Consider the following 24047-nt stretch of genomic DNA (forward strand, 5'->3'; position numbering starts at 1 on the left):
CGTTGACAGGAGGGCTACATGGCCGTATCAACATTCCATCTGGACGTCGTCAGCGCCGAAAGCAGCCTGTTTTCCGGCGAGGTGCAGAAGATCCAGGTGACGGGGAGTGAAGGCGAACTGGGGATTTATCCCCGCCATATTCCCCTGCTCACAGCCATCAAGCCGGGTCTGATTCGTATCGTTAAGCTGGACGGTGAAGAAGAGTTTATCTATCTGTCGGGCGGCATTCTCGAAGTTCAGCCGACCGCCGTCACCGTTCTGTCCGATACGGCTATTCGCGGGCAGGATCTTGATGAAGCTCGGGCATTGGAATCCAAGCGTAAAGCGGAAGAGCACATCCGCAATTCGCACGGTGATATCGACTACGCGCAGGCATCCGCCGAGCTGAGCAAGGCGATTGCGAAACTTCGCGTTATCGAATTGACCAAGAAGCTGATGTAAAGCGCTGCGTTTGTTTTCAGTAATAAAAGCCGGTCTTAACGTCAGACCGGCTTTTTTATCGGCATAATAAGGAAATTATCCGATGAAAAGATGGCAATTGTTACTCATCCTTCTGCTGTGCGCAGTGGCTGCCATTTTCATCTATCGTTATGTAACAAGCGATGAAGGGGCGGGATTAATGCCGGATGAACACACTGAACCGTTTCCCGACGGGGCTCAAATAAAAAGAGAAATCCGACCGGGCGATCGCCTGTTTATCCGAATTCTCAAAGCCGAAGACAAGCTGGAACTGTGGTACAGCGACGGTGTCCATCCGTTCGATAAGTATAAAACTTACACTATCTGCACCTATTCCGGCGGCCTTGGTCCGAAAAAAGCCGAAGGCGACGGCAAGAGCCCGGAAGGATTTTACGCTACAAATAGGGGGCTGCTTAACCCAAACAGCCGCTACCATCTTTCGTTTAATATCGGCTACCCCAACGCTTACGATAGGGCCAACGGTTTTACCGGCAGCTTTATTATGGTCCACGGCGGCTGCGCGTCAGTGGGCTGCTATGCGATGACCGATCCTATTATTGAAGAGATTTACGGGCTGGTGGAGCAGGCGCTGGACGGCGGGCAACGAAGCATTCCCGTTCATATTTTTCCGTTCGCCATGACGGATAAAAACTTAGAGCGCTATCGGAATGCTCCTGAGTATCCTTTCTGGATGATGCTTAAGCCTGGTTATGACTACTTTAATAAAAATCGCCAAATTCCCGTCATTGGCGTTGAAAATAAGCGCTACAGGCTAATTGAACGACCCGTTGGCTAAAGGGATAGGATCACAGCATCCCCTTAGTCCGTTCACTTAAAAAATCCAAAAAGCAGGTAATGCGCGCCGAGAGCTGGGTATTGCGGTAGTAAACGGCATTAATCGGCTGCATGGCGTCAACCCGCTTTTCCGGCAGTACTTCTACCAAATCTCCCTGCTTTCTGTCCTGATGGGTCATGAAGTCTGAAAGGCAAACCAGCCCTTCGCCCTTGATGGCCAACTGCCTGATAGTTTCTCCGCTGGAGGCGCTAAGCGTAGGAACTATTTTCAGCAAATGCCCGTTTTCGTCGTTAAAGGGCCATTCGTTAAGCCGGTCGACGTGGGCAAATCCTAAAAGCCGATGCCCGGCGAGGTCGGCAACGTCATTAATCGGGGGCGACTTCGTCAGGTAATCGGGGCTGGCCAGCACCCTACGGCGGCTAACGCCCAGATGTCTGGCGTGTAGCGTTGAGTCCTGAAGCTCGCCGATGCGAATGGCAATGTCGGTTTTTTGCTCCAGCAGGTCGATAAAGCGATCGTTAGTGTTCAATTCCAGCGTAATCTGCGGATAGAGGCGGCAAAAGTCGCCGACGATAGGCACGATGGAGTGCGACATAAAGGGAGCTGCCGCATTGATGCGCAACAGGCCCGAGGGCTGCTGGCGTCGAACGGCCATGTGGTCTTCCGCTTCATCGACAGCTTCAAGAATTTTTCTTGCGTGGATAAGAAACGCTTCTCCCTCTTCCGTCAGGGCCAGCCTGCGCGTGGTTCTGTTAAGCAAAGACGTTCCCAATTTATCCTCCAGCCGACCCAGCGCGCGGCTAATGCCGGATACCGTTTGGTTAAGCCTGGCTGCCGCTTTGGTAATGGAAAGGCAGTCGACGACGGTCACAAAAGCCTGAAGTTCTTCCAGCGTGGTTTTCATAAGAAGGCCTGATAAGTGGAGATATCTCTATCTTATTTAAGCGACTTCTTTAAATAAACAGAAAAAACATTACCTTTACACACTCTTTTATTACAGGAACTTATGGATAATCAGATACTCCAATCTATTAGTTGGATCGCCGTTTATTAAGGAATGTACGATGTCTGATATCAGGGTAAGCGCTTCTTCTTTGACGCAGGCCGATGATTTGGCTAATTTTGATACGCCCTATTTATCCATAGATTCGCGGCTTAACGGACTTTTTCTCTCTGCTATGCAGGAGGCGGACGATTGGCACCGCCACCATAATGAAGCCTATGCGATGCTCTATGACGCGCATTTTCAACCAACGATTCCCGTTGCGCTGTTTAAGTCAACCGATCTGGCGACGCCGGTCGCAGACGAAGGGCAGTGGCTGACCAGCTCAGGTACGGGAAGCGGGCGAAAGACAAAGGTATTTTTTGACGTCCACAGCCTGTCTAGAATTCAGCGGGCAATGACCCATCTTTTTATTGCTAACGGCCTGGTCTCCCAGACTCCCTCCCGTTTTCTTTTGCTGTCTCCCGATCCGGCAAAAGGGGATAAGGCCGGGTACGCAACGGCGTTTTTAAAGTTTACCGCCTGCGCGCCGATCTCTGAATGCGTATTTGCCGTCAGCGACGAGGGGCATTTAGACACCGAATTAGCCTGGAATACCTTAAAACGCTGGGCAAGCGATCCTGCACCAATTTATATTTTTGGCCTGACGGTGTTTTTTGAGCACCTGTGTCTGAGCAGGCCGCAGGCCTTTACGCTAAGCGCATCGGTTCGCGGCCTGACCGGCGGCGGTTGGAAGGGGATGACGCAAAGCCTCAGCCGAAAAGAGATTGTGTCCGGGCTTGCGGAAACGCTGGACTCTCCCCTTATCGATATTCGCGATATTTACGGCATGACGGAACATCCCCTGCACTACATCAGCTGTCGAGAAGGCCATTTCCACCAGCCGGTGTACGCAAGATTCACCGTGATTAATGCTAGCGGATACGGCGCGCAGGCGGGGGAAGCGGGCCTTATTCGGTTGGAGAATCCTTTCTTCGCCTCTCTGCCGTCCCACAGGCTTTTGACTGAGGACGTTGGCGAATGGAACGAAGGCTGCGCCTGCGGCCTTCCTGGTCGCTTTTTACGCTATATCGGCAGAAGCACCTCTTCGGAAGGCACCTGCGCGGCTCAGGCTCTATGAACGACGAGCTTCAGGCGCGGCTTGTAAAGGTCAAACGTTGGCTCAAAAGCGTTGAATTCAGTGACTGGCTATTTTCCAATGATCCGGACACGCAGGCCTTTTGCCGCTCGCGCATAGCAAAACTGGCATCGTCTGACTGGCTTGAACGGAAGCTTTGCGGCGAGCTGGGCGATCGCACCTGGCGTGCGCCCTATCGGCTGCTGTTGGTTATCTCTGAAACCGATCCATTGGGTACGCTGGAAGGCTTTCTTGCCGCCTACCTTATCGGCAGTCGAATAAGAATTAAGGCCAGAGGCTCTTTGCCGCTGCTTGAGGCGCTGCGCCAGGCGCTGGATCTAAGTGAAAGCGAGTGTGAAATAGCTGACTGGCAAAGCCAAAGTCAGGATGACGCCCGCCTGCTTGATGGCGTAGATGTGGTTCTGCTGGCCGGCGGCGATTCGCTGATTCGCCACTATCGCGCCGTTGCCCCCGCGCACGTCAGGCTTGTCGAACTGGGGCCTAAGCTCAGCGCAATGGCTATTCTGGGAGATGCGCTTCCCCCTGTTTCTCACATACTGACGGACGTCTGCCTGTTTTTGCAGGGCGTTTGCAGCTCCCCGCGCTTTATCGTGGTGGAAAAGCAGCGTATGGCTGAGAGGCTGTTTGACGAGCTGGCTTCGCGCCTTGACGCCCTTCCCCGCCTGCCCGACGACGTGCGCCTTGGGCAGCTTGCCAAGGCAAAAGTGCTTTATTTCCAATCTCTGCTGAGCGGCGGTATGTTTAAAGTAAGCTACAGCGAAGCGTCGGGATGGGGAGTAACGCTCAGCGGCGAACTGTCGCCCGATATTTGGCTGCCTACGGGCATATCTATCGTTTATGGAGACGTAGGCCGCCATCTGGAACAGGCGCACGACCGTTGGTTTGGCCAGCTGCAAACGTTGGGCTACTGGGGAACGGAAAGCGCGCTGCGCTATGGGGGATTTACCCGCTACTGCCCCGTTGGAAAAATGCATATGCGCTCAGCCACTGCGCCGCGCGACGGCGTGTTCACGCTAGCGGCGCTGGTGACCTTTATTGATGAGGAAAATGAATGACGGCGACAGGGAACGGGTCAAACGTGTTTGTTACCGGCGGAGCCGGATTTATCGGATCGTATTTACTGAATGAATTACACCGACGGGGATATCGGATAACGCTTCTGGTGCGTTCTGCACAAAGACCAAAAATAGACGGTCGTCCCGATTTACCTTCGAGCGTTGAGTTAGCGGTAGGAGATCTCCTCCGGCCGGAAAGCTATCGCCATCGCCTTGCGGGCCATCAGGCGCTGGTGCATCTGGCCGCCGACTATCGCGTTGGGCTGCCGGCCACTCGCCGGGCAAGGCGCGCCATGTACTACACCAACGTGGTGGGAACGCAGACGCTGTTTGACGAAGCGGAAAGGGCGGAAATTCCCCACATGGTTTACGTTAGTTCAACCGCTGCGCTGGGTGAAACGCACGGCCAGCTGCCGAATGAAAGCTGGCGGCATAACGGCATTTTTCGCAGCTATTATGAAGAAACCAAACACATCGCCCACGAGCTGGTGGCCGAGCGCCAGCGGCTCGGCATGCCGGTCAATATCGCCATTCCCGGCGGCGTATTCGGCCCTGGAGACGGCAGCATTCTGAGCCAGACCGTCGACGCCTTCTATAACGGAAAAATACCCTTTCAGGTGGAAACCGCCAGCCGCTTTCAGCTCTGTCGCGTCGACCGGCTTTGTGACGGATTGACTAAGCTGCTTTCGCCGGAAATTCAGCGACAAACGTTTCTGTTTACCGGTGAGGATTTTTCTATGTCGGAGATTTTTACTCTGTTGGCTAACGCCTCGGGGAAGAAAATACCGGCCGCGAAAGGCATCTCTTCACTTAAGTGGCTTGCGCAGGCCATGGACGCTCTTTCTGCTTTCGGTTTCTCGATGCCTCTGTCTAAAGAGGCGCTGAGAGTTATGGACGGCAGCACCTATACGTACAGTTCCGAAAGGGCTAAACGAGAGCTGGGCTGGTCGGCGGGCGATCCCCGTCAGGAGCTGATGGACTACCTTCGGCATCGGGCCGAGAAAGTGAAAGGTTAAATAAACGGGAATGAAAGCAACGTTAAAAAGCCCTTGGGGAAACGTGAGCGTCGAACTGGAAAACGCCCAGCTGATGTGCATACGCGGCGACACCGACAGGGCGGTCTTTTTTGGTCAAGGCTACGGTACAGCCCGGCTGCGCCTGTGGCAGCTTGACCTCTCACGGCGGGTCGCCAGCGGACGATTGGCGGAAATTCTGGGCGACGCGGCGCTGAGAACCGACGTTTTTCAGCGCCGACTGGGATTAACCGAGCTGGCGAAACGGGCGCAAGCCACCGACGCCTCGGCCGCTCCCGATTCCTGGCAGGGGCAGCAGTATCAGCACGTACAGTCTTATATCGACGGCATAAACTACGCGCTTGAGAGCGCTAAAGCCAGGCCCGCCGAAAGCTGGCTGCTCGGCTATCGCATTGCGCCGTTTAGCGTAACGGACGCCTACCTTCTGGCGCAGCTAAAATATTTTATCAACTCGGCCTGGCAGTATGAGCTGTTTCATACCCGACTGGCGGGCAAGCTGACGCAGGAGCAGCATCGACAGTTGTTCACCACCTTTAGCGAAGAGGGAAGCCGAATATCTCCCCTGCCGCTGGACGCCGAAGGCCAGTGGCTGCCGATGGTGGAAAAGGCGCTGAAAGACGGGCTGTCGGGCCTGAGTTATTTGGGCATGTCGTCGCCGGATACCGGCTCCAACGTTATTGCCGTCAGCGGGCGGCATACCGCTTCCGGCAAGCCTATATTAGCGGCCGATCCGCACATGGGGTACGTTAACCCCGGGTTTAACCTGCTGTGCAAGCTGGTAAGCGACGAAGGGCTGGACGCCATCGGCTCGCACTTTCCCGGCGCGCCGGGGATTATCGTTGGCCGCAACCGGCACGCGTCTTGGGGGATGGTAGGCATCATGGCGGACAATCAGGATCTGTTTTTCGGCCAAATAGATCTGGAGGCCGGTAAAGTGAAAACCGCCGACGGCTGGGTGGCGTTAACCGAAGAGAAACAGCTGATTGCCCGTAAGTCCGGCAGCGTTCACGAATTTATCGCCAGAGGCTTTTCTGAAGGCCGCCTGCTGATGGAAAAGGGCAACTACGGCCTGTTTCTGCGCTGGCCTGCGCTTGAGAAACCGGACGGCGACATCACCTTTCACGCGCTTTCCAAGTGCCACGACTGGCAAAGCTTTCGCGACGCCCTTTCCCGCGTCAACAACTCGCCGATGATGGTGGGCTATGCGGACGTTCACGGCGATATCGGCCTTCAGGCGATGGGCATGATCCCAAGACGGCTTTGCGATATGGGAAGCCTGGTGATGGACTTAACCAATCCCGACCATCAGTGGCGGGGCTACGTGCCGTTTGACCAACTCCCCTCAAGCCACAATCCGCCGGAGGGCTACGCGGTATACGCCAACCAGTACAGCGACGCGCTGTTTAACGGGCGTCAACCGCTGTCAAACCGCTGGCATTCTCCCAGCAGGGCAAAGCGCGTAGCCGAACTGATCCGCGCCACGTCAAAGCATACGGCACAGACCCTGGCAGCCGTTCAGGACGACAAAGTGGACTATTTCGCCCGTCAGGCGCTGCCGGTACTTTTACCCTATCTGACCGTCGAATCACCGCTGTCTCAATGGGACGGCGATACCCGGCGGTTGGAATGCGCGCGGCTGTTTGATCAGTGGATCCAGCACCTGATGGATAACGTGCTGGCAAAGGCCCTGAAGCGGGGCGCCAGAGCGCTGTACGCTGATTTTTGGCCGGGCTGCCGCTGGAATCTTATAATGATATTGAAAGAGCACCTGTCCGCGTGGGGATTTGAGCAGGAAAGCGTCGCCGCTCTGGTACAGGAGTCGTACGACAAAGCGCTTATCAGTAGCGCAAAAATGACGGCGCCCTGGGTGGAATATCAGCACACGATTAAGCGTCCCGGATGGTTAAAAAAACTGCTGACCGGGCGCTATCCCTATCAGGGCGGCAACCGCGAAACGGTGCACGCCACCAGGCAAAACGCCGACTTTCTTACCCAGTCGCAGTCCAGCCCCGATGGCCAGCTGGTCAGTAAGCCCTATACCTTCGGTCCGGGATTCAAGCTGATAAGCGATATGGAAAGCGCGGGGGACATTCACTATATGACGAACATGCCCGCCGGCGGTTCGCCGTTTTTCTGGCGTTTAGGGCCGACGCTTTCTCGTTGGCAAAAAGGACTGCGCTTTATTGCGCGTGTCGACAATAAATAGAATATTTACTGGAGCAAAAGGGAACTTAATAATGGCCAGAAAACAGTGGCAGCAAACCGGATACCCCGCCAGGCTATGGCGCCCATTAGCGGACAACGCCATTCGCTGCGAGCTTTGCCCGCGTTCGTGCAAAATTATCCCGGGCCGCACCGGAACCTGCCGCATGCGCCGCAATGAAAACGGTTCGCTCGTTAGCCTGAACTACGGCAAGTCGGTCCCCATGACGCAGGAAAGTATCGAGACCGAGGCCGTTTACCACTATGCGCCGGGGGAGAAAATCCTCTCTTTGGGCAACATCGGCTGCATGCTGCACTGCGACTTCTGCCAAAACTGGACTACCAGCCAGGCGCGCTACGTTCAGGACGACAACGTGATGTACTACAGCCCGGAAGACGTGGTGAACTATGCCCTCAAGCACAATATCCGCGTACTGTCGTGGACCTATAACGATCCGGTCGTTTGGCACGAATTCGTGATGGAAACGGCGAAGCTTGGGCGCGAGCGCGGGCTTAAAAACCTCTATAAAAGCGCCTTTTATATCAGCGAAAAGGGCATTGATGAACTGCTGGGCGTAATGGATATTTTCAGCATTTCGCTCAAATCAATGCAGGACAGCTTCTACCGCAAGCATACCGGCGGCAGGCTTGCGCCCATTTTAGACGGCATCAAGCAGGTCTATGACGCAAGAAAGGGCGGCAGCGGCCCGCATTTGGAAATATCCAACCTGTGCGTCACCGGGCGCAACGACAGCCTGACGGAAAGCCGCCGGGTGTCCGACTGGATGTTGAACCATCTGGATGAAGAGATTCCACTGCACTACGTTCGCTTTCACCCCGACTATCGCTATACCGACGTTGAACGCACCTCGATCCCCTTCCTTGAGCAGGCGAGAGTTAACGCGCTGGCCGACGGTATGCGCTATGTCTATTTGGGGAACGTATACGGCACGGACAGCGCCAACAGCTACTGTCCGGACTGCCAGACCCAATGGGTGAAGCGCAACGGGCTGGTGGCTCATTCGTTTCTTAAAGACGGCTGCTGCCCGAACTGCGGCAAGCGTTCACCCATCGTTCTTCCCTGGGGGGATAAAAATCCCCTCTCTGAAGGTATTCGCATCCCGGCCGACCTCTCCTGCTCAACCCATATGTTTCGCGGCGCCATACAGGCGTGCCATATTGAGCAAGATGAAGGAGCCACGCTCTATTACCAGTTCATCTCTTCAGACGGCCAGCCGGTGGGGGAGGTGGGAATGAACGGCTGCGCCCGCTTTATGCTGTCTAAAAGCGACGACAAGGCCGCGGGGATCCGGCTTTATCACCCTGAAAAGAGCGACATTCGGCTATTTGAAGTCTACGACCGCGCCCACTTCCCGGTAATGAGCGCTGAGCAGACGCAGGGCACCAGCGAAGACGTGCCGATTACCTTCCATCCGCTGCAAGGGCGCTAATTATGCCGATAAACTGGGGCTATGCGCTGGCGCGAGGGCAAATCATTGCCCAGCGGCTTAAGCGCGCCGACCTGAATAAAAAGGGCGAAAATCTGCCCGTTTTGTATCTGCCGGGCATTCTTGGCACTAAGCTGTACGACCGGCAGCAGCGAGTGCAAACCTGGGGCGACTATCGCGGCGTGTTTTTCAATCGGCCCGAGCACGCGGGCTATGAGTATGAAGACAGCGACACTCACCGCGCGCGGGTGCTGGCCAATGAGCAGCTGCACGCGTTTACCATTGTTCCGGGGCTGGTGCACACGCTGGTTACCGCAGAGCTTAAGCTGGTGCTCGAAGCGGCGCTGGGCTATCGGGAAGGGAGAGACCTGTTTTTTGTCGGCCACGACTGGCGGGCCGATCACCGCCATCTGGCGCTTAGGCTGGATGAGGAGCTTTCGCGCATTGCCGCGCTGTTTGGCCCCGAGCAGGAGGTTATCCTCATTGGGCAGTCGGCGTCAAACCTCGCCGTGCGCTATTGGCTTGCCACCACCACGGAGGAAAACCGCCGTCGGATAGCCAAGTGGTACGCGTTTGGCCCGCCGTGGCGAGGAACCTATCATGCGCTGTCGATGATGATGACCGGGTATTACCCGGCAAGCCGATATTTCCACGGCTTCACGCCGGACGATATCGCCAGCTATCCCAGCGCCTATCAGCTGCTGCCGTCGGACTTTTCGGCGGTAGACGGCAAAGGCAATCCGCTGCCGTCGTTTGATATTTACGATCCCGAATGTTGGAAGGCTTACCGCATGGGGCCCTATCGTGAAACGGGCAACGGCGTTTCTCCCGTCGCCGCTCGCACCAGGGCTGCGCTGGCGGGTAATTTGCAGAGGGCCAAAGAGTTTGCTTCTCGGGTACAGGGAGCGGACGCTTATCAATCTTCGGTGCCTCAGGTTTGGTTCTTGAGCGATAACAATCTGGCGGTAAAAACCGCCGTTTATGACGACAACGTCTGGCATCTTGAAGCGAAAGAGATAAAACGCCGCTATCCCGACAGGGCTTCGTCGCTTCTCGAACCAGGCGACGACCACTTGCCTTTGAGCAGGCTGCTTGACGAACGCTGTGGCCCCGTCGTTCGCGATGTTCACCACCAGCCGTGGGGGGAAAGCTTTGTGTACGTCAGTCAGGCAAGAACCCACAGGGCATTGATTAACCATACGCCGAACTTACAGTGTCTGGCTTTCGATCTGGCGGTAGAGCGCCTGAAGCGGCAATAGTCACTATTTTAATAGCGACTTTTTATTTGATAAGAAATAAGGGTTAACCCCGTGGAATAACGCGCGCCGTTTGGCCTATTCAGGGGCAAAAATCTGTCTCCGAACGCAGACAGTTTTTTTGCGGATTTCGCTGAATTGTCGTTTTTTTATCAGCCCTTATGGAACAAGGGCTGAGCGCGTTTCATGATTAAAAATAAGTAGCATTTTTATCGCCAAAAAGGTTTACTTTCGCCAGTTCAATTTATTTACAGGTTGTCTATGTCCAATTCTCAGCTCAGCGTAGTCATTCTCGCCGCCGGTAAAGGCACTCGCATGTATTCCGATCTTCCTAAAGTTCTACACTTATTGGCCGGTAAGCCGATGGTGCAGCACGTTATCGATACGGCATCCAAACTGGGGGCAAAGCAGGTTCATCTGGTTTACGGCCACGGCGGCGACGTGATGAAAGAAACGCTGGCCGGGCAGCCGGTTAATTGGGTTTTACAGGCCGAGCAGCTGGGAACGGGCCACGCCATGCAGCAGGCCGCGCCCTACTTTGCCGACGATGAAAATATTCTGATGCTGTACGGCGACGGGCCGCTGATTTCTGAACAGACGCTGCGTCGGCTGGTGGACGCCAAGCCCGAAGGCGGCATAGGCCTTTTAACGGTGAAGCTTGACGATCCGACCGGCTATGGCCGCATCGTGCGTGAAGGCGATAAAGTGGTTAGCATCGTTGAACACAAGGACGCCAGCGGCGAGCAGCGCAAAATTAACGAAATCAACACCGGCATTCTGGTCGCCAACGGGGCGGACATGAAGCGCTGGCTGAGCCAGCTGGACAACAACAACGCTCAAGGTGAATTCTACATTACCGACATTATCGGCTTGGCCCATCGCGAAGGCCGCCGCATTGAGGCGGTGCATCCGGCCCGCGTCAGCGAAACCGAAGGGGTTAACAACCGTCTCCAGCTTGCCCGCCTTGAGCGCATTTATCAGGCCGAGCAGGCCGAGCGCCTACTGCTGGAAGGCGTGATGCTTATCGATCCGGCTCGCTTCGACCTGCGCGGCGAGCTGGTCCATGGTCGCGACGTCGTGATTGATACCAACGTAATTATTGAGGGTCGAGTCGTGCTCGGAGACCGCGTGCGGATTGAAAGCGGCTGCGTGCTGAAAAACTGCGTGATTGGCGACGACAGCGTTATCAGCCCCTATAGCGTGATTGAAGACGCCGTTCTCGGCCTCAGCTGTACCGTTGGGCCGTTCGCCCGCCTGCGCCCTGGCGCAGAGCTTGAGGATGAGGCGCACGTCGGCAACTTCGTTGAAATGAAAAAGGCGCGTCTGGGTAAAGGCTCCAAAGCCGGTCACCTTTCCTACTTAGGCGATGCGGATATCGGCGATCGGGTCAACATCGGCGCCGGCACTATCACCTGCAATTACGACGGCGCCAACAAGTTTAAAACCGTTATCGGCGACGACGTGTTTGTCGGCTCCGACACCCAGCTGGTGGCGCCGGTCAGCGTCGCCAAGGGGGCGACCATCGGCGCGGGTACGACGGTAACGAAAGACGTGGGCGAAAACGAACTGGTGATAAGCCGGGTCGCACAGCGTCACATCACCGGCTGGCAGCGGCCGGTGAAGAAGAAGTAAAAGCAGATTTAAACTTATAAAAGCCCGCATAGCGACGGGCAATAATCCCCACTCTCTACAAGGCTCGGGGACGCCGGAAAATCCGGCACGTTTACTTTAACGTACGTAGGTCAAAGGCATCGCAGGGATCGGTAGACCGATCTCTTAAATCAGGAATAGAAACGATGTGTGGAATTGTTGGCGCAGTAGCGCAGCGAGACGTAGCGGAAATTCTGCTGGAAGGCTTACGCCGTCTGGAATACCGCGGGTACGACTCCGCCGGCCTGGCGGTGATTGACGGTGAAAACCACCTGCAGCGGGTTCGCCGTCTGGGTAAGGTTAAGTGCCTGAGCGACGCAGTGAGCGAGTATCCTCTGTCGGGCGGAACGGGCATCGCCCACACCCGCTGGGCGACCCACGGCGAGCCGTCGGAAACGAACGCTCACCCGCACGAGTCCGGCTTTATCGCCGTTGTGCACAACGGCATTATCGAAAACTACGAAACCCTGCGCGACGAGCTGATGAAAAAGGGCTACGTGTTCACCTCTGAAACCGATACCGAAGTAATCGCCCACTTAGTGCACGAAGAGCTGAAGAACCACGCAGAGATAAGCCTGCTGGAAGCGGTGCAGCGCGTGCTGAAGGTGCTGCGCGGCGCCTATGGTACGGCGATCGTCGACAGGCGCAATCCGGACGTTCTGGTCGCCGCCCGCTCGGGCAGCCCGATGGTGATAGGCCTGGGCCTTGGCGAAAACTTTATCGCCTCCGATCAGCTGGCGCTGCTGCCGGTAACCCGCCGCTTTATCTACATGGAAGAGGGCGACGTGGCTGAAGTGACCCGCCGCTCCGTGACGATTTTTGACAAGCAGGGCACGCTGGTTGACCGCCCGGCGGTAGAGTCCACCAGCCAGTACGATGCGGGCGATAAGGGTATCTATCGCCACTACATGCAAAAAGAGATTTACGAGCAGCCGCTGGCGATTAAAAACACCCTTGAAGGGCGCATCAGCCACGGGCTGGTTTCGCTGGAAGAGTTTGGCCCGTCGGCGACCGAGCTGCTGGAAAAGGTTCAGCATATTCAAATCGTCGCCTGCGGCACCTCTTACCACGCGGGCATGGTGGCCCGTTACTGGTTTGAAGCGGTCGCCGGCGTGCCGTGCGACATTGAAATAGCCTCCGAATTCCGCTACCGCAAGCCCGCGGTGCGCAAAGGCAGCCTGCTGTTAACGCTTTCCCAGTCAGGGGAAACGGCCGACACGCTGGCGGCGCTGCGCCTGTCTAAAGAGCTTGGCTATCTGGGCTCGTTGGCCATTTGCAACGTACACGGTTCCTCGCTGGTGCGCGAATCGGACATCGCGCTGATGACCCGCGCTGGCGCCGAAATCGGCGTAGCGTCGACCAAAGCGTTCACCACTCAACTTACCGTCCTGCTGCTGCTGGTGGCCCGCTTTGGCCGCCTGCACGGCATGAGCGAGCAGAAGGAAAAAGAGATCGTGCACGCGCTGCAGGCGCTGCCGAACCGCATCGACCAGCTGCTTTCTTTGGAAAAGTCCATCGAGCTTTTGGCGGAAGACTTCTCCGAGAAGCACCACGCGCTGTTCCTCGGTCGCGGCGATCAGTACCCTATCGCGATGGAAGGGGCGCTGAAGCTTAAAGAGATCTCCTATATTCACGCGGAAGCCTATGCGGCGGGTGAGCTGAAGCACGGCCCGCTGGCGCTGATTGACGCCGACATGCCGGTTATCGTAGTGGCGCCGAACAACGAGCTGCTGGAAAAGCTGAAGTCCAACATCGAAGAGGTGCGCGCGCGCGGCGGCCAGCTGTACGTGTTTGCCGAAGAGAACGCGGGCTTTGTCAGCGGTGAAGGCATGACGATTATCCCGCTGCCGCACGTGGAAGAAATCGCCGCGCCGATTTTCTACACCATCCCGCTGCAGCTGCTCTCCTACCACGTTGCCCTGATTAAGGGAACGGACGTAGACCAGCCTCGCAACCTGGCGAAGTCGGTGACGGTGGAGTAACAGGTATTTAAAAAAGAAAGAAAGTAAGACAGTGGCAAAGTAGTAAAGAAGTAAATCCGGCTATGTTTTTTAGAAGCATAGCCGGATTTTTTATTGAGCGCTTTTCACCCCAAGCTCCAAACAAACGTATGCTCCCCACACCCCGGCGCGGGCCGGTAGAGCGTAGCGATTCTTCCCAATCCTCCTTCCGGCAGCCCCTGTCCCGCTTCTTCCAGCAGATCGGCGGAGAGGATGCGGCGGCGGAACGACTTTTTCTCAATCGGCTTTTCCAGCAGCTCTTCAAACGCCTGCTGTAGCTGGGTCAGGGTAAAGGGTGCGCTGATAGCGTGGATGGGCAGCACCGTATAGGCGGTTTTGTTTTTAAGGCGTGTGCGAGCTTTATCCAGCAGCAGCGCATGGTCGAAGGCGAGCGTTTGCGCTTTGGCTTCATCAAAGGGCCACCAGCGGGCATCGGTGACGGTATCGGTGAACCCTTTCGCCTGCGCGTAGGGGATCAGCGCCATATACAGCGTAGTGACCGACCAGCCGCGCGGATCTCGCTCTGCGTTGCCGACGGTTTCTACCTGCTCTAAGTGCGGCGCTGCCGTTGATATAGTCACGCCGGTTTTTTCATTAAGCTTTCTCAGCGCGCAGGCGTGCAGGTCTTCGTCCAGCTGCTTATTGATAAACCCCCCCGGCAGCGCCCACATCCCCTTACAGGGAAAGGAACCCCGTTCTACCATCAGAATGTGGAGCCTGCCTGCAATCAGCGTAAAAATGGCGATATCAATGGAAAGCAGAGGAATGTCGTAATTGTGGATGCGATAGTTTGCCAGATACTCGCGTTCCGTCTGATACATAAGGGTTCCTCTACGTTGATGAATTGTGCTTGCTATATAGTGGCTATAAGCCAATAATAAGAGCATCGGGCGCCAATATCAAGGCGCGCTTTAATAAGCGAAGCGAAAGACGCCTCGCGATACCCCGTTTGCAAGGAGCTTGCAAGATGACGAAACCCTATGATTTCACCGTTTTTATCGGTCGCTTCCAGCCTTTTCACCACGGCCATCTGAAGGTGGTTCGCGAAGGGCTTAATCAGGCGGAGAAGATGATCGTGCTGATCGGCTCCGCCTGGGAACCGAGAAGCCCTCGCAACCCGTGGACCCACCAGGAGCGCGAAGAGATGATCCGCCGCTGCCTGACGCACGAGGAAAACGCCCGTCTGTTCTGCCTGCCTTTGATGGACGTCATGTATAACGACGAGCTGTGGGTGCGCAACGTTCAGTCGACGGTTAACGGATTAGTGACCGCTCACCATCTTTTCCCTCACCGCCCGGCTAAGGTGGCGCTGATTGGCCACAGGAAAGACAGCACCGGCTTTTATCTGAGCCTGTTCCCGCAGTGGTACAGCGTTAGCATTGACAGCGTGCGCGACATCAGCGCGACGCCCCTGAGGGAGGCCTTTTTTACCGATGAGCCCCGGCGGGTGGTTGATGAATTGGTTAGCGGCGAGATTTTACCGCCCCCGGTGGCCGACTATCTGGTGAGCTTTGCACAGAACGGTTCCGGCTATGGCCAGATTCACGATGAAATCACCTTCATCAAAAAGTATCGCGAAGCCTGGAAGGCGGCGCCCTATCCGCCAGTATTCGTTACCGTGGACGCAGTGGTTATCCAGTCCGGCCATATTCTGCTTATCGAACGTCGGGCCAGCCCCGGCAAGGGCCTGTGGGCGCTGCCGGGCGGCTTTGTCGATCAGGGTGAGCGCTTGCTGGAGGCCTGCTTAAGAGAGCTGCGTGAAGAGACCAAGCTCAAGGTGCCCGCGCCGGTGCTCAAAGGGTCTATAAGACAGCAGGGCGTGTACGATGCGCCCTACCGCTCGGCGAGAGGCAGAACCATTACCCATGCGTTCTACATTGAGCTTGCGCCCGATACCGCACTGCCGAAGGTGAAAGGAGGCGATGACGCCAAAGCCGCCCGCTGGGTGCCGCTCAGCGAGCTTGACCCGCAGGTGATGTTTGAAGATCACTACTTTATTATTCAGCACATGCTGGGGACGGGATAAAGAAATTCCGGGAAGCTTTCGCTTCCCGGAATCTTCTGAAATTACGCGTAGCCACCCATCTGAGCGCCGATCACCGCAATGCTGGAGAAGATAAACAGCCACAGCATGAAGCGCCAGCTGAAGCGGATCCAGTTGCCCCAGTCAACGCGGCATACGCCGAGTGTGCCCATTAGCGAAGCCGAGGTTGGGATAACCACGTTGGTAAATCCGTCGCCCAGCTGGAACGCCAGTACCGACACCTGACGGGTTACGCCAATCAGATCGCTCAGCGGCGCCATTAGCGGCATGGTGAGCGCCGCCTGACCGGAGCCTGACGGGACGAAGAAGTTAAATACGGACTGGAACGCGTACATGCACCAGGCTGCGAAGGAGTCGTGCATTCCGCTGATAGCGCCCGCCGTGCCGTTGAGTACGGTATTCAGCACGCTCGGATCGGTCGCGCCCGAACCGCTGATAAGCAGCATAATGCCCTTGGCGAAGCCGACCAGCAGCGCAGGGGCGATCATCACCGTTGCACCATCTTTAAACGCGTCGGCCGCATCGTTGGCCGTCATGTTGTTGAGCTTGAACAGCACGCCGATGACGGCGGCAATCACCCCCATGGCGAAAAACTGCCCGGCAATCTCCGGGATGTACCAGCCGTGAACCACTACGCCCCAAACGACCCACACCATAATGCCGACAATCGTCAGCAGCACCAGCCAGTAGCCCAAACCAAAGTCCGTCTTTTTAACCTGAGTTGAGCGCTCGCGAAAGTAGCTGTCGCTGTGGTAGCTGTAGGACTTTTCCGGCGCGCGCTTGATTTTGCGCGCGTAGGCCATGGTAAAGATGATGCCAAACAGCGTAAATCCGAGCCACAGGCCGATGCGTAGCGTCGAGCCGGACAGCACCGGCACGTCGGCGATCCCCTGCGCTATCACGACGCTAAAGGGGTTCATCCACGAGGTGGCGAAGCCGACCTGGGTGGCGACGTAGGTCACCATCACTGTCGTAATGCTGTCGTAGCCAAGCCTGACCATCAACGGAGCAATAATAATGGCGAAGGCAATCGCCTCTTCGCCCATACCGAACACTGCGCCCCCCAAAGAGAACAGGAAAAACATGGCCGGGATAAAAATAATTTCGTTGCCGCGGGTTTTATCGATAAGCCGCAAGATGCCGTTATCGATAGTGCCGGTTCGCATCACGACGCCGAACGCGCCGCCGATAACCAGCATAAACATGATGATACCGATCGCCGAACCGTACTTATCGCCGGAGGCCAGCCCTTCAAACGGGAAGTTAAGCAGGCCGACGCCATCGCCGCTGGCGAACAGCGCTATCTTCTTGAACACCGTCTGACCGGCGTCGTCGACGGAATAGGCAAAGGAGGTGGGGTCGATGACCTTACGGGTTTTTTCCACACCTTCGACCAGATAGTGAACCTCTTTAATCTGGAACGTGCCGACGGGGATGAAATAGGTCAGCGCCGAAACAAAAATGCCGATAAAGAAAATAATAATAAGCGTATCGGGCATTCTGCTGCGCTTATTGGCGCGGATGATGTCCGGGGAGTTGCCTTCTGGCGTTCCCTGATGTTGTGCGTTATCCATAGTCGTATTTTTTAGTTTAATTAGCGAAGGCGAGAATACTAATTAACCTGGGTTTTCACATCAAGGAAAAGGGAAGACAAATCTTCATTAATAAGAAAATTTAGAGAGAGATATGAAAACGGGAGCCAAAAGCCCCCGTTTATCAATAAAACGACCTAAGGCTAGAACTGCGCTTTTACTCCCAGCATAGCGCCGTAGGTGCTGTAGCTGTCTTTACCCATAATGCCGTTAACGTGTCCCCAAACCTGCCAGCCTTTGGCGATACTTTTTTGAACGCCGCCTTTTAGCTCATAGCTGTTATTCGGCACGCCGTCGCTCAGCTTCTCGCCATCGAAACGCTGGCTTCCCTGTGCGCTGTCGTTCCACCAGTTGACTTCCATAAAGGGTTGGATAGCTTCTTTTCCCGGCTTGCTGCGGCTGTAAAAGCGAGCGCCAAGCCGAGTCGTGAAGCCGTCGGCCTTGCCGTCGCTGATGCGAGTGCCGTTGGCGTCGTTAAAGTCGTCGGCGCGGTAGCGGCTGTAAATAACCTGCGCTTGAGGTTCCAGCATCCAGCTTAAGGTTTCGTTTTCATCGGCGTTGAAGGCGTAGCCTGTCTCAACGGAGGCGCTCAGGCCGCGGCTGTCATAGCTTTCTTTTGCCCTGCCGTTGCCCTGTACGCTGTTGTCGAACCAGCCGTATTGAACCCAGCTGTCGACGTAGGGGCCGCTGAGGGTAGACTGGTTGCCAAGCCAAGTGGCGTAGGCGCCGACGTGATAGCCCTCAACGGAGCCGCTGGCGGTGTTTTTAATGCTGCTGTTGGTGTAAGGCTTAAGGGAATTTTTGGCGTGAATAGTGCTGCGGCCGTATCCGCCCATCAGGCCCATAAACAGGCGTTCATCGCCGTTGGTCCATTGGGCAACGTCGCCGCCGAGTTGAACAACGGTAGTGTCGGTGTCGATATTAAGCTGACTGCCGCCGCCCTTGCTGTCGGTGTGGGTACCGACGGTGCGTATCCACATGCCGGGCTGAAGGTCGCCTTCGGTGCTGCCGTAGGTATTGTGCACGGCGCCCATACGGTCATACATAGTGTGGCGGAACATGCCGGCTGCGACGGTCATGTTGTGGGCGTAAACGCCACTCTCCGGCGCGATGAGCCTGTCGGTCGTACTGTTTGAAGGTGTTGGAGTCGTGTTGGAGCTTGGGTTTGGAGCCGGACTCGGACTCGGCGTCGGCTCTACCCAGTCAGGATCGACAGAGCTGGACAGGTACCAACTGCCGTTCCCTGTATTTTTAAATAGATCATACTGATACATGCCTGCCACGACGCGGTTGCTGAGTGAGAAAACGCCGTCTGACTGGCCATCGACCTGAATTAGCAGAATACCGTTATTGGTCAGTCCGCCTGAACCGCCGGCATTGTTGACGTATACCTGTGTTGTATCGGAGGTGCTACCGTGTACGATCATGCGGTCAGTCAGTGAATTGTCGTCGCCAAGACGCGTGTTGAAGTGCATGCTGCCGTTTCCAGAGTAGTTACCGTTAACAAGCAGGGTTTTGTAGTCGGAAGCCAGAGCTTCATTCGTTGGAGACACAAAAACGATGTTTCCGTCGACGTTGTTATACATATCAGTGACGGAAGAATTCGCCGTGACGTTCCAGGCTGAGTTCGTTAACGAAATGCTGCTGACGTTGGCGGATTTCCCGGTAAGGGATGAGCCGTTGTTTAATACTGCAGTGAGCGTACTGTCTTCAACGTCATCATTTTCCAACAGGTCGCCGCGAAGGGTAGATGCGTTAGCGCGTAGAACAATTTGTCCACCGCCTTCCGCTAGGGCTACTTTACCACGCGTATTTACCTGTGAATTGTATATATCGGCGTTGATTATAGAAGATAAACTGCTAACTTTGAACGCATCTGTGGCCTCGATTCGGCTATTGTCCTTAAGCTGAACGTCTATTTTTGCCGAATGAAAAAGTGAACCTTGCTTATCGATGCTAAAGGCCGCGTCATCCACTTGAATAAGAGAATGGCTTAACGTGGCGTCAATTTTTCCATATATCTCAACTCGGAAACCGTTTTTTCCTGTAAAAATATCGTTTGTGGACGACAGGATATCGCTTCTGTTTGTTTGGAAGCCGGTTAACAAAATGGCGGAGCCATTACGGCCTTCGATAAAACTATTACTGGAAGTTATAGTTGCTTGACCGTTGTATGAAAATATCCCCGCGTTACCGCCTGAAATTGTTGAATTTTTTATTATCAGGTTTGCCGCTATCAGCTGCATAGCGTTATCTTCATCATCGGAGCTGACGTAAACGTCATCTAAAGTAACATTGCTTGAGCCAGCGATATGTATTATTGAACCACGCTTGCCGATGTTGTCACCTGTACCATTTATAAGGTTGTAGTTATTGCTTCCGTAGTACTTCCCTCCGATAATGGACACGTTTGATGGAACATTGTTCATTGAGGTTATCGAGACAGCGCCGCCGCCGTTATTTGCTTCAATCTCCGTATTAAGCAGAGTCAGGTTGACGCCGGTAGCATGGATAAAGCGAGCTCTTTCTGCGCCATTTCCCTGAAACTTTACCGTTGCATTTTCCATTCGGTGTTCTCCAGAAAGTGTCGTGCGCGTAATGTTGCTAAGTTCTAAAGCCGCGGTGTCTCCCGTCATACCGCTCATATCAACGTTGATTTCGTAGTTTTTAATATGAAATATGCCGCCGATGGTGTCTAGCGTGCTATAAACGGGACTATTAAGATAGCCCATTCTGGTGTTTTGCAGATTGATTGTTCCCCCGCCGGTAAGGGTAACGCTGCCGCCATCTATTGCTTCAAATAGCCGCACACCGGAACTCAAATTGAACGTTCCCGTACCGGTTACGTTAATTTCCGAACCTTTATTTTTGCTTTGCATAACCATGCCGGTACTGACCCCGTTCCAGCTTAACGTATCAAAGTTTTTAACCTGGCCGGAGGTAGCTGTAACCTGAGGTGCTGCATTGATGCTGAAAGGGGCGCTAAGTACAGAGATCTGTATAGCAAGAGATAGCGCTTTTTTCTTCCATTGAAAGACGTTTAGTTCCATTAATGAACTCCTTGAAATAATTCAAAATAAGGAATTACTCTTATAATATTTATTTTAAATAATAAATTTTCTTAGTTATTGTAAGTTTGTTTTGGTTTTATAAAAAGTCCACTTTTGGTCTTTTATATTTAAAGCAACTTTTTTGTTTTTTTAATGTTTATTTTATTTGTATGTTGATTGTTTGTTTTTTTGTGAATGGTATGTTTTATTTTTAAAAATAAAAATATTTTTCAAAATGGATTTTTGTATAAAAAACAACCAACACTAATATATCTAATATAATTAAATAAAAAGGCCAGAAGATTTTTCTTAAGGCCTTTTATTATTAGAATGGTAGTACTATCAGACAACAATACAATCCTGCACCGCCCTCTGGCGAATGGCGTCCAACGTATCGTCAACGATAAGCTGGCCGTCGCGGTAAACCGGTACCAGCAGGTTTTCCGATGGGGAAACGGCGTCCCGCGCGACGGTTTTAAACTCGCCGTTTTCTTTAATCAGCGCCAGTCGGCCCTTTTTGGAGCGCTTGACGCTGTCGGTTATCGGATCTTTATAAACGTCTCTCCACTGTCCGTTAATACAGACGGCGGAGGCCTTCATGGCGAACTTCTGCGTATCGCGGTGGACCTTTTGCAACAGCTCGCCGCCCATGCCGAACGCCACGTTTTCCGCGCTCAGCCGCCGGTTTTTCATTTCTCGCAGAATGGCGGCGATAGAGGACGCTGAAATGCCGTCGCCCTGAATGATGCGAATAAAGTCCGGCAGCACCTTGTAGCCTTTGTCGTTGACGCGAAAGCCGAACTTGGCCATCAGGCGCTCAATCGCTTCGTTAACTATAGCGACCGGTTCGCCGGAATCGGGGCGAATAACCAGCGTACCGCCGCTGTTTTCCACCTGAGACTTCAGGCTGCCGCCCCAGATGTTGTCGATAGCGTTCCAAAGGTCGTAGGAGTCGCTGACCACCGCGACGGTTTTCCCCTTTCCGCCGAAGCGCCTGAGCATGTTGGCGTAGGCGTCGGTTTCCCCCTCACGGCCCCAGCTGGTGATGGTGCTGTGCTCGGCGGCGGGGATGGAGAATCCGGCCATGGGGCTGTGGTAGAAGCGCTTGGCGCTGACCAGCGCCGCCAGGCTGTCGGTGCCCATAAAGTTGACCAAGTGGGCCAGGCTGCCGATGCTGACGCTTTCTTCGGAGCTTGCGCCTCTGGCGCCGAAGTCGTGCAGCTTGAACGGCAGGCCGTCAAGCGAGTCGGCGGTGTCTTGTAAATAGCGGGCTATCAGGCTGTGGCAGGCTTTGGAGATGGTCGCCACCGTCGTCGGATACCAAACGGCGCGCAGCAGCGACGTTTCTATATAGCTGGTTAACCAGGCGCATTTGGGGTCGGTATTGATAACCTGAACCAGCACGTTGCCAGTCGGCACCAGCGTTCCTTCCGGTACGGCTTCGATTTCAAGCGGCAGGTAGCCGTTGTGCGCCTGCAGGATGTACATCCAACCGTCGTAGTTAAACGGCAAGCCGTGCAGGGCCATCATTTCTTCGGCTTCGTTGATGTCCGTCAGGGTGATGGGCGTCATCAGGTATTGCTTGATGAACATTTGCAGGCCGAAAAACAGCGTTTTTGGGTAAACGCCGCCGCGAGACTCAATATAGCTGGAGATGTATTCGGTACCCGCCGGGTACTGAAGGTAGTGAGAGGTTTTGTAAGAATCGCTGTTGAGTATCAGGTTGTGCATGATGGAAATCCTCCAATCAATTGACGTCACGCGCCGGTCTGTCCAGCACGTTGGCAGTTTCCCTGCCCTTTAAGGGTAGCTCCTACCCGGTGTTTTATATACCCGTCATACTTCAAGCTGCATGTGCGTTGGCTGCGCTCGTTCACCCGAATCACTTACTTATGTAAGCTCATCGGGATTAATGAGAGGCTCCTGCCTCTCACCGGAGGCCAGCCTTCGGCTGGTCAAATTCGTTCCCGACGAATTTGTCACTCCCTTGCCGCCTTCCTGCAACTTGAATTATTTAGGTTATATAGTGGCATAAAGACACTATATTGGTCAATGGAATTTAATGGCAATTTGCCACTATTGTGAAAAAAGGTATTTTTATCGCAAAACGCCGGCTGTCATAAAACTGTAATAGAGCCGACATTATACTGTCATCAAACGGTCTTATTGTTTCCAGCGTACTCGTTAATTATCTGAAGTTTGCTTGCAACAGAGTCCCAGCGTTCCTTTAGGAGGAATCATGAAACTGATACGTACGACGCTCGCTTTCGGTATTGCCGCTACCGTTTCAATGACTGCGCTTACCGCCATGGCCGCTGAAAACATCACCGGCGCGGGCGCGACCTTCCCGGCTCCCGTTTACGCCAAGTGGGCGGACAGCTACCAAAAAGAGAATGGAAACAACATCAACTATCAGGGAATCGGTTCATCCGGCGGCGTTAAGCAAATCAACGCGAATACCGTCGACTTCGGCGCATCGGACGCCCCCTTGGCTGACGACCGTTTAGAAAAAGAAGATCTGTTCCAGTTTCCGACCGTTATCGGCGGCGTCGTCATGGCGGTTAATCTTGAAGGCATCAAGTCAGGCGATCTGACGCTGGACGGCAAAACGCTGGGCGATATCTATCTCGGCACGGTGAAGAAGTGGAACGATCCGGCCATCGCCAAGCTGAACCCGGGTGTGAAGCTGCCGGACCTGGCGATTAACGTCGTGCGCCGTGCAGACGGCTCCGGCACCTCGTTCGTGTTCACCAGCTATCTGGCGAAAGTCAGCCCTGAGTGGAAAGAGCAGGTGGGCGTCGGCTCTACCGTGAAGTGGCCGGTTGGTCTGGGCGGCAAGGGCAACGACGGCATCGCCGCCTTCGTACAGCGCCTGCCGGGCTCTATCGGCTATGTGGAATACGCCTACGCTAAGCAAAACAACCTGGCCTACACCAAGCTGGTTTCTGCCGACGGTGAAGTCGTCAGCCCAACTCAGGAATCCTTCAGCGCTGCCGCCAAGGGCATCGACTGGTCCAAGTCGTTCGCGCAGGACTTAACGTTCCAAAAGGGCAAAGACGCCTGGCCGATTACCTCCACCACCTTCATTCTGGTGCATAAAACCCAGAAAGACGCCAAGCGCGGCGCCGAAGTGCTGAAGTTCTTTGACTGGGGCTACGCCAAGGGCGGCAAGCAGGCCAAAGAGCTGGACTACGCCGTACTGCCTGACGCTGTGGTTGAGCAAGTTCGCAGCGCCTGGAAAACCCAGATTAAAGACGCCAGCGGTAAGCCGATTTACTAATTATCTTGTAGCCGCCCTCTCGCTTTGAGAGGGCGTTAAC

17 protein-coding genes are annotated in these 24047 nt (G+C 54.7%); 12 read left to right on the top strand and 5 right to left on the bottom strand.

The window, feature by feature from the left end:
• Positions 1–18 precede the first annotated feature (18 nt).
• Entirely contained in the window at positions 19–441 is a 423-nt protein-coding gene (locus V8L73_RS19240; protein ID WP_027273884.1) for a F0F1 ATP synthase subunit epsilon, read from the top strand.
• Positions 442–523: 82 nt separating this feature from the next.
• Positions 524–1255, top strand: a complete 732-nt coding sequence (locus V8L73_RS19245) for a L,D-transpeptidase family protein (RefSeq protein WP_261832753.1) — start codon at positions 524–526, stop codon at positions 1253–1255.
• Positions 1256–1265: 10 nt separating this feature from the next.
• On the opposite strand, the gene V8L73_RS19250 is transcribed toward V8L73_RS19245, so the two are convergent.
• Complete coding sequence (locus tag V8L73_RS19250; RefSeq protein WP_027273882.1) at positions 1266–2159, bottom strand: LysR family transcriptional regulator; 894 nt, start codon at positions 2157–2159, stop codon at positions 1266–1268.
• Between the two features lie 160 nt (positions 2160–2319).
• Here V8L73_RS19250 and V8L73_RS19255 point away from each other — a divergent pair, with 160 nt between their 5' ends.
• The 8 genes from V8L73_RS19255 (at position 2320) to glmS (ending at position 14023) form a co-directional block, all read left to right on the top strand.
• Positions 2320–3378: a hypothetical protein gene (locus V8L73_RS19255; RefSeq protein ID WP_347253758.1), complete on the top strand. Its 1059-nt coding sequence runs from the start codon at positions 2320–2322 to the stop codon at positions 3376–3378.
• Positions 3279–4451 (top strand): acyl-CoA reductase, encoded by a 1173-nt coding sequence (locus V8L73_RS19260; RefSeq protein ID WP_347253759.1) that lies wholly within the window; start codon positions 3279–3281, stop codon positions 4449–4451. The genes V8L73_RS19255 and V8L73_RS19260 overlap by 100 nt, the downstream gene beginning before the upstream one ends.
• On the top strand, positions 4448–5467 hold the full coding sequence (locus V8L73_RS19265) for an NAD-dependent epimerase/dehydratase family protein (RefSeq protein WP_347253760.1): 1020 nt from the start codon (positions 4448–4450) through the stop codon (positions 5465–5467). The genes V8L73_RS19260 and V8L73_RS19265 overlap by 4 nt, the downstream gene beginning before the upstream one ends.
• Before the next feature lie 10 nt (positions 5468–5477).
• Entirely contained in the window at positions 5478–7691 is a 2214-nt protein-coding gene (locus V8L73_RS19270; protein WP_347253761.1) for a penicillin acylase family protein, read from the top strand.
• 31 nt (positions 7692–7722) lie between these two features.
• Positions 7723–9138 (top strand): AmmeMemoRadiSam system radical SAM enzyme, encoded by a 1416-nt coding sequence (gene amrS, locus V8L73_RS19275; protein WP_347253762.1) that lies wholly within the window; start codon positions 7723–7725, stop codon positions 9136–9138.
• Positions 9139–9140: 2 nt separating this feature from the next.
• Positions 9141–10394: a lipase/acyltransferase domain-containing protein gene (locus tag V8L73_RS19280; protein WP_347253763.1), complete on the top strand. Its 1254-nt coding sequence runs from the start codon at positions 9141–9143 to the stop codon at positions 10392–10394.
• Positions 10395–10652: 258 nt separating this feature from the next.
• The gene (glmU, locus tag V8L73_RS19285) at positions 10653–12023 is read left to right on the top strand and encodes a bifunctional UDP-N-acetylglucosamine diphosphorylase/glucosamine-1-phosphate N-acetyltransferase GlmU (RefSeq protein ID WP_347253764.1); all 1371 of its coding nucleotides are present in this window, start codon (positions 10653–10655) and stop codon (positions 12021–12023) included.
• Positions 12024–12187: 164 nt separating this feature from the next.
• Complete coding sequence (gene glmS, locus V8L73_RS19290) at positions 12188–14023, top strand: glutamine--fructose-6-phosphate transaminase (isomerizing) (protein ID WP_347253765.1); 1836 nt, start codon at positions 12188–12190, stop codon at positions 14021–14023.
• Between the two features lie 104 nt (positions 14024–14127).
• On the opposite strand, the gene V8L73_RS19295 is transcribed toward glmS, so the two are convergent.
• Entirely contained in the window at positions 14128–14862 is a 735-nt protein-coding gene (locus tag V8L73_RS19295) for an NUDIX hydrolase (protein WP_347253766.1), read from the bottom strand.
• Positions 14863–15008: 146 nt separating this feature from the next.
• Here V8L73_RS19295 and V8L73_RS19300 point away from each other — a divergent pair, with 146 nt between their 5' ends.
• Complete coding sequence (locus V8L73_RS19300) at positions 15009–16067, top strand: bifunctional nicotinamide-nucleotide adenylyltransferase/Nudix hydroxylase (protein WP_347253767.1); 1059 nt, start codon at positions 15009–15011, stop codon at positions 16065–16067.
• 41 nt (positions 16068–16108) lie between these two features.
• Here the strand turns inward: V8L73_RS19300 and yfcC are convergent, their stop codons facing one another.
• The 3 genes from yfcC to V8L73_RS19315 form a co-directional block, all read right to left on the bottom strand.
• Positions 16109–17584: a putative basic amino acid antiporter YfcC gene (yfcC, locus tag V8L73_RS19305; RefSeq protein WP_027273872.1), complete on the bottom strand. Its 1476-nt coding sequence runs from the start codon at positions 17582–17584 to the stop codon at positions 16109–16111.
• 236 nt (positions 17585–17820) lie between these two features.
• Positions 17821–20727, bottom strand: coding sequence for an autotransporter outer membrane beta-barrel domain-containing protein (locus V8L73_RS19310; RefSeq protein WP_347253768.1), 2907 nt, complete (start codon positions 20725–20727; stop codon positions 17821–17823).
• 342 nt (positions 20728–21069) lie between these two features.
• Positions 21070–22458, bottom strand: a complete 1389-nt coding sequence (locus V8L73_RS19315; protein ID WP_036023431.1) for a nicotinate phosphoribosyltransferase — start codon at positions 22456–22458, stop codon at positions 21070–21072.
• A gap of 508 nt (positions 22459–22966) precedes the next feature.
• On the opposite strand from V8L73_RS19315, the gene pstS reads away from it, so the two are divergent.
• Positions 22967–24007: a phosphate ABC transporter substrate-binding protein PstS gene (gene pstS, locus V8L73_RS19320; RefSeq protein WP_027273869.1), complete on the top strand. Its 1041-nt coding sequence runs from the start codon at positions 22967–22969 to the stop codon at positions 24005–24007.
• Positions 24008–24047: the final 40 nt, after the last annotated feature.

Source organism: Leminorella grimontii (assembly GCF_039789245.1).
In the GTDB taxonomy this organism is placed as follows: Bacteria; Pseudomonadota; Gammaproteobacteria; order Enterobacterales; family Enterobacteriaceae; genus Leminorella; species Leminorella grimontii.

Bases quoted from the DNA above. Each gene is read 5' to 3' on its own strand.
- V8L73_RS19240 (WP_027273884.1), top strand. From the start codon at position 19: ATGGCCGTATCAACATTCCATCTGGACGTCGTCAGCGCCGAAAGCAGC.
- V8L73_RS19245 (WP_261832753.1), top strand. From the start codon at position 524: ATGAAAAGATGGCAATTGTTACTCATCCTTCTGCTGTGCGCAGTGGCT.
- V8L73_RS19250 (WP_027273882.1), bottom strand. From the start codon at position 2,159: ATGAAAACCACGCTGGAAGAACTTCAGGCTTTTGTGACCGTCGTCGAC.
- V8L73_RS19255 (WP_347253758.1), top strand. From the start codon at position 2,320: ATGTCTGATATCAGGGTAAGCGCTTCTTCTTTGACGCAGGCCGATGAT.
- V8L73_RS19260 (WP_347253759.1), top strand. From the start codon at position 3,279: ATGGAACGAAGGCTGCGCCTGCGGCCTTCCTGGTCGCTTTTTACGCTA.
- V8L73_RS19265 (WP_347253760.1), top strand. From the start codon at position 4,448: ATGACGGCGACAGGGAACGGGTCAAACGTGTTTGTTACCGGCGGAGCC.
- V8L73_RS19270 (WP_347253761.1), top strand. From the start codon at position 5,478: ATGAAAGCAACGTTAAAAAGCCCTTGGGGAAACGTGAGCGTCGAACTG.
- amrS (WP_347253762.1), top strand. From the start codon at position 7,723: ATGGCCAGAAAACAGTGGCAGCAAACCGGATACCCCGCCAGGCTATGG.
- V8L73_RS19280 (WP_347253763.1), top strand. From the start codon at position 9,141: ATGCCGATAAACTGGGGCTATGCGCTGGCGCGAGGGCAAATCATTGCC.
- glmU (WP_347253764.1), top strand. From the start codon at position 10,653: ATGTCCAATTCTCAGCTCAGCGTAGTCATTCTCGCCGCCGGTAAAGGC.
- glmS (WP_347253765.1), top strand. From the start codon at position 12,188: ATGTGTGGAATTGTTGGCGCAGTAGCGCAGCGAGACGTAGCGGAAATT.
- V8L73_RS19295 (WP_347253766.1), bottom strand. From the start codon at position 14,862: ATGTATCAGACGGAACGCGAGTATCTGGCAAACTATCGCATCCACAAT.
- V8L73_RS19300 (WP_347253767.1), top strand. From the start codon at position 15,009: ATGACGAAACCCTATGATTTCACCGTTTTTATCGGTCGCTTCCAGCCT.
- yfcC (WP_027273872.1), bottom strand. From the start codon at position 17,584: ATGCCCGATACGCTTATTATTATTTTCTTTATCGGCATTTTTGTTTCG.
- V8L73_RS19310 (WP_347253768.1), bottom strand. From the start codon at position 20,727: ATGGAACTAAACGTCTTTCAATGGAAGAAAAAAGCGCTATCTCTTGCT.
- V8L73_RS19315 (WP_036023431.1), bottom strand. From the start codon at position 22,458: ATGCACAACCTGATACTCAACAGCGATTCTTACAAAACCTCTCACTAC.
- pstS (WP_027273869.1), top strand. From the start codon at position 22,967: ATGAAACTGATACGTACGACGCTCGCTTTCGGTATTGCCGCTACCGTT.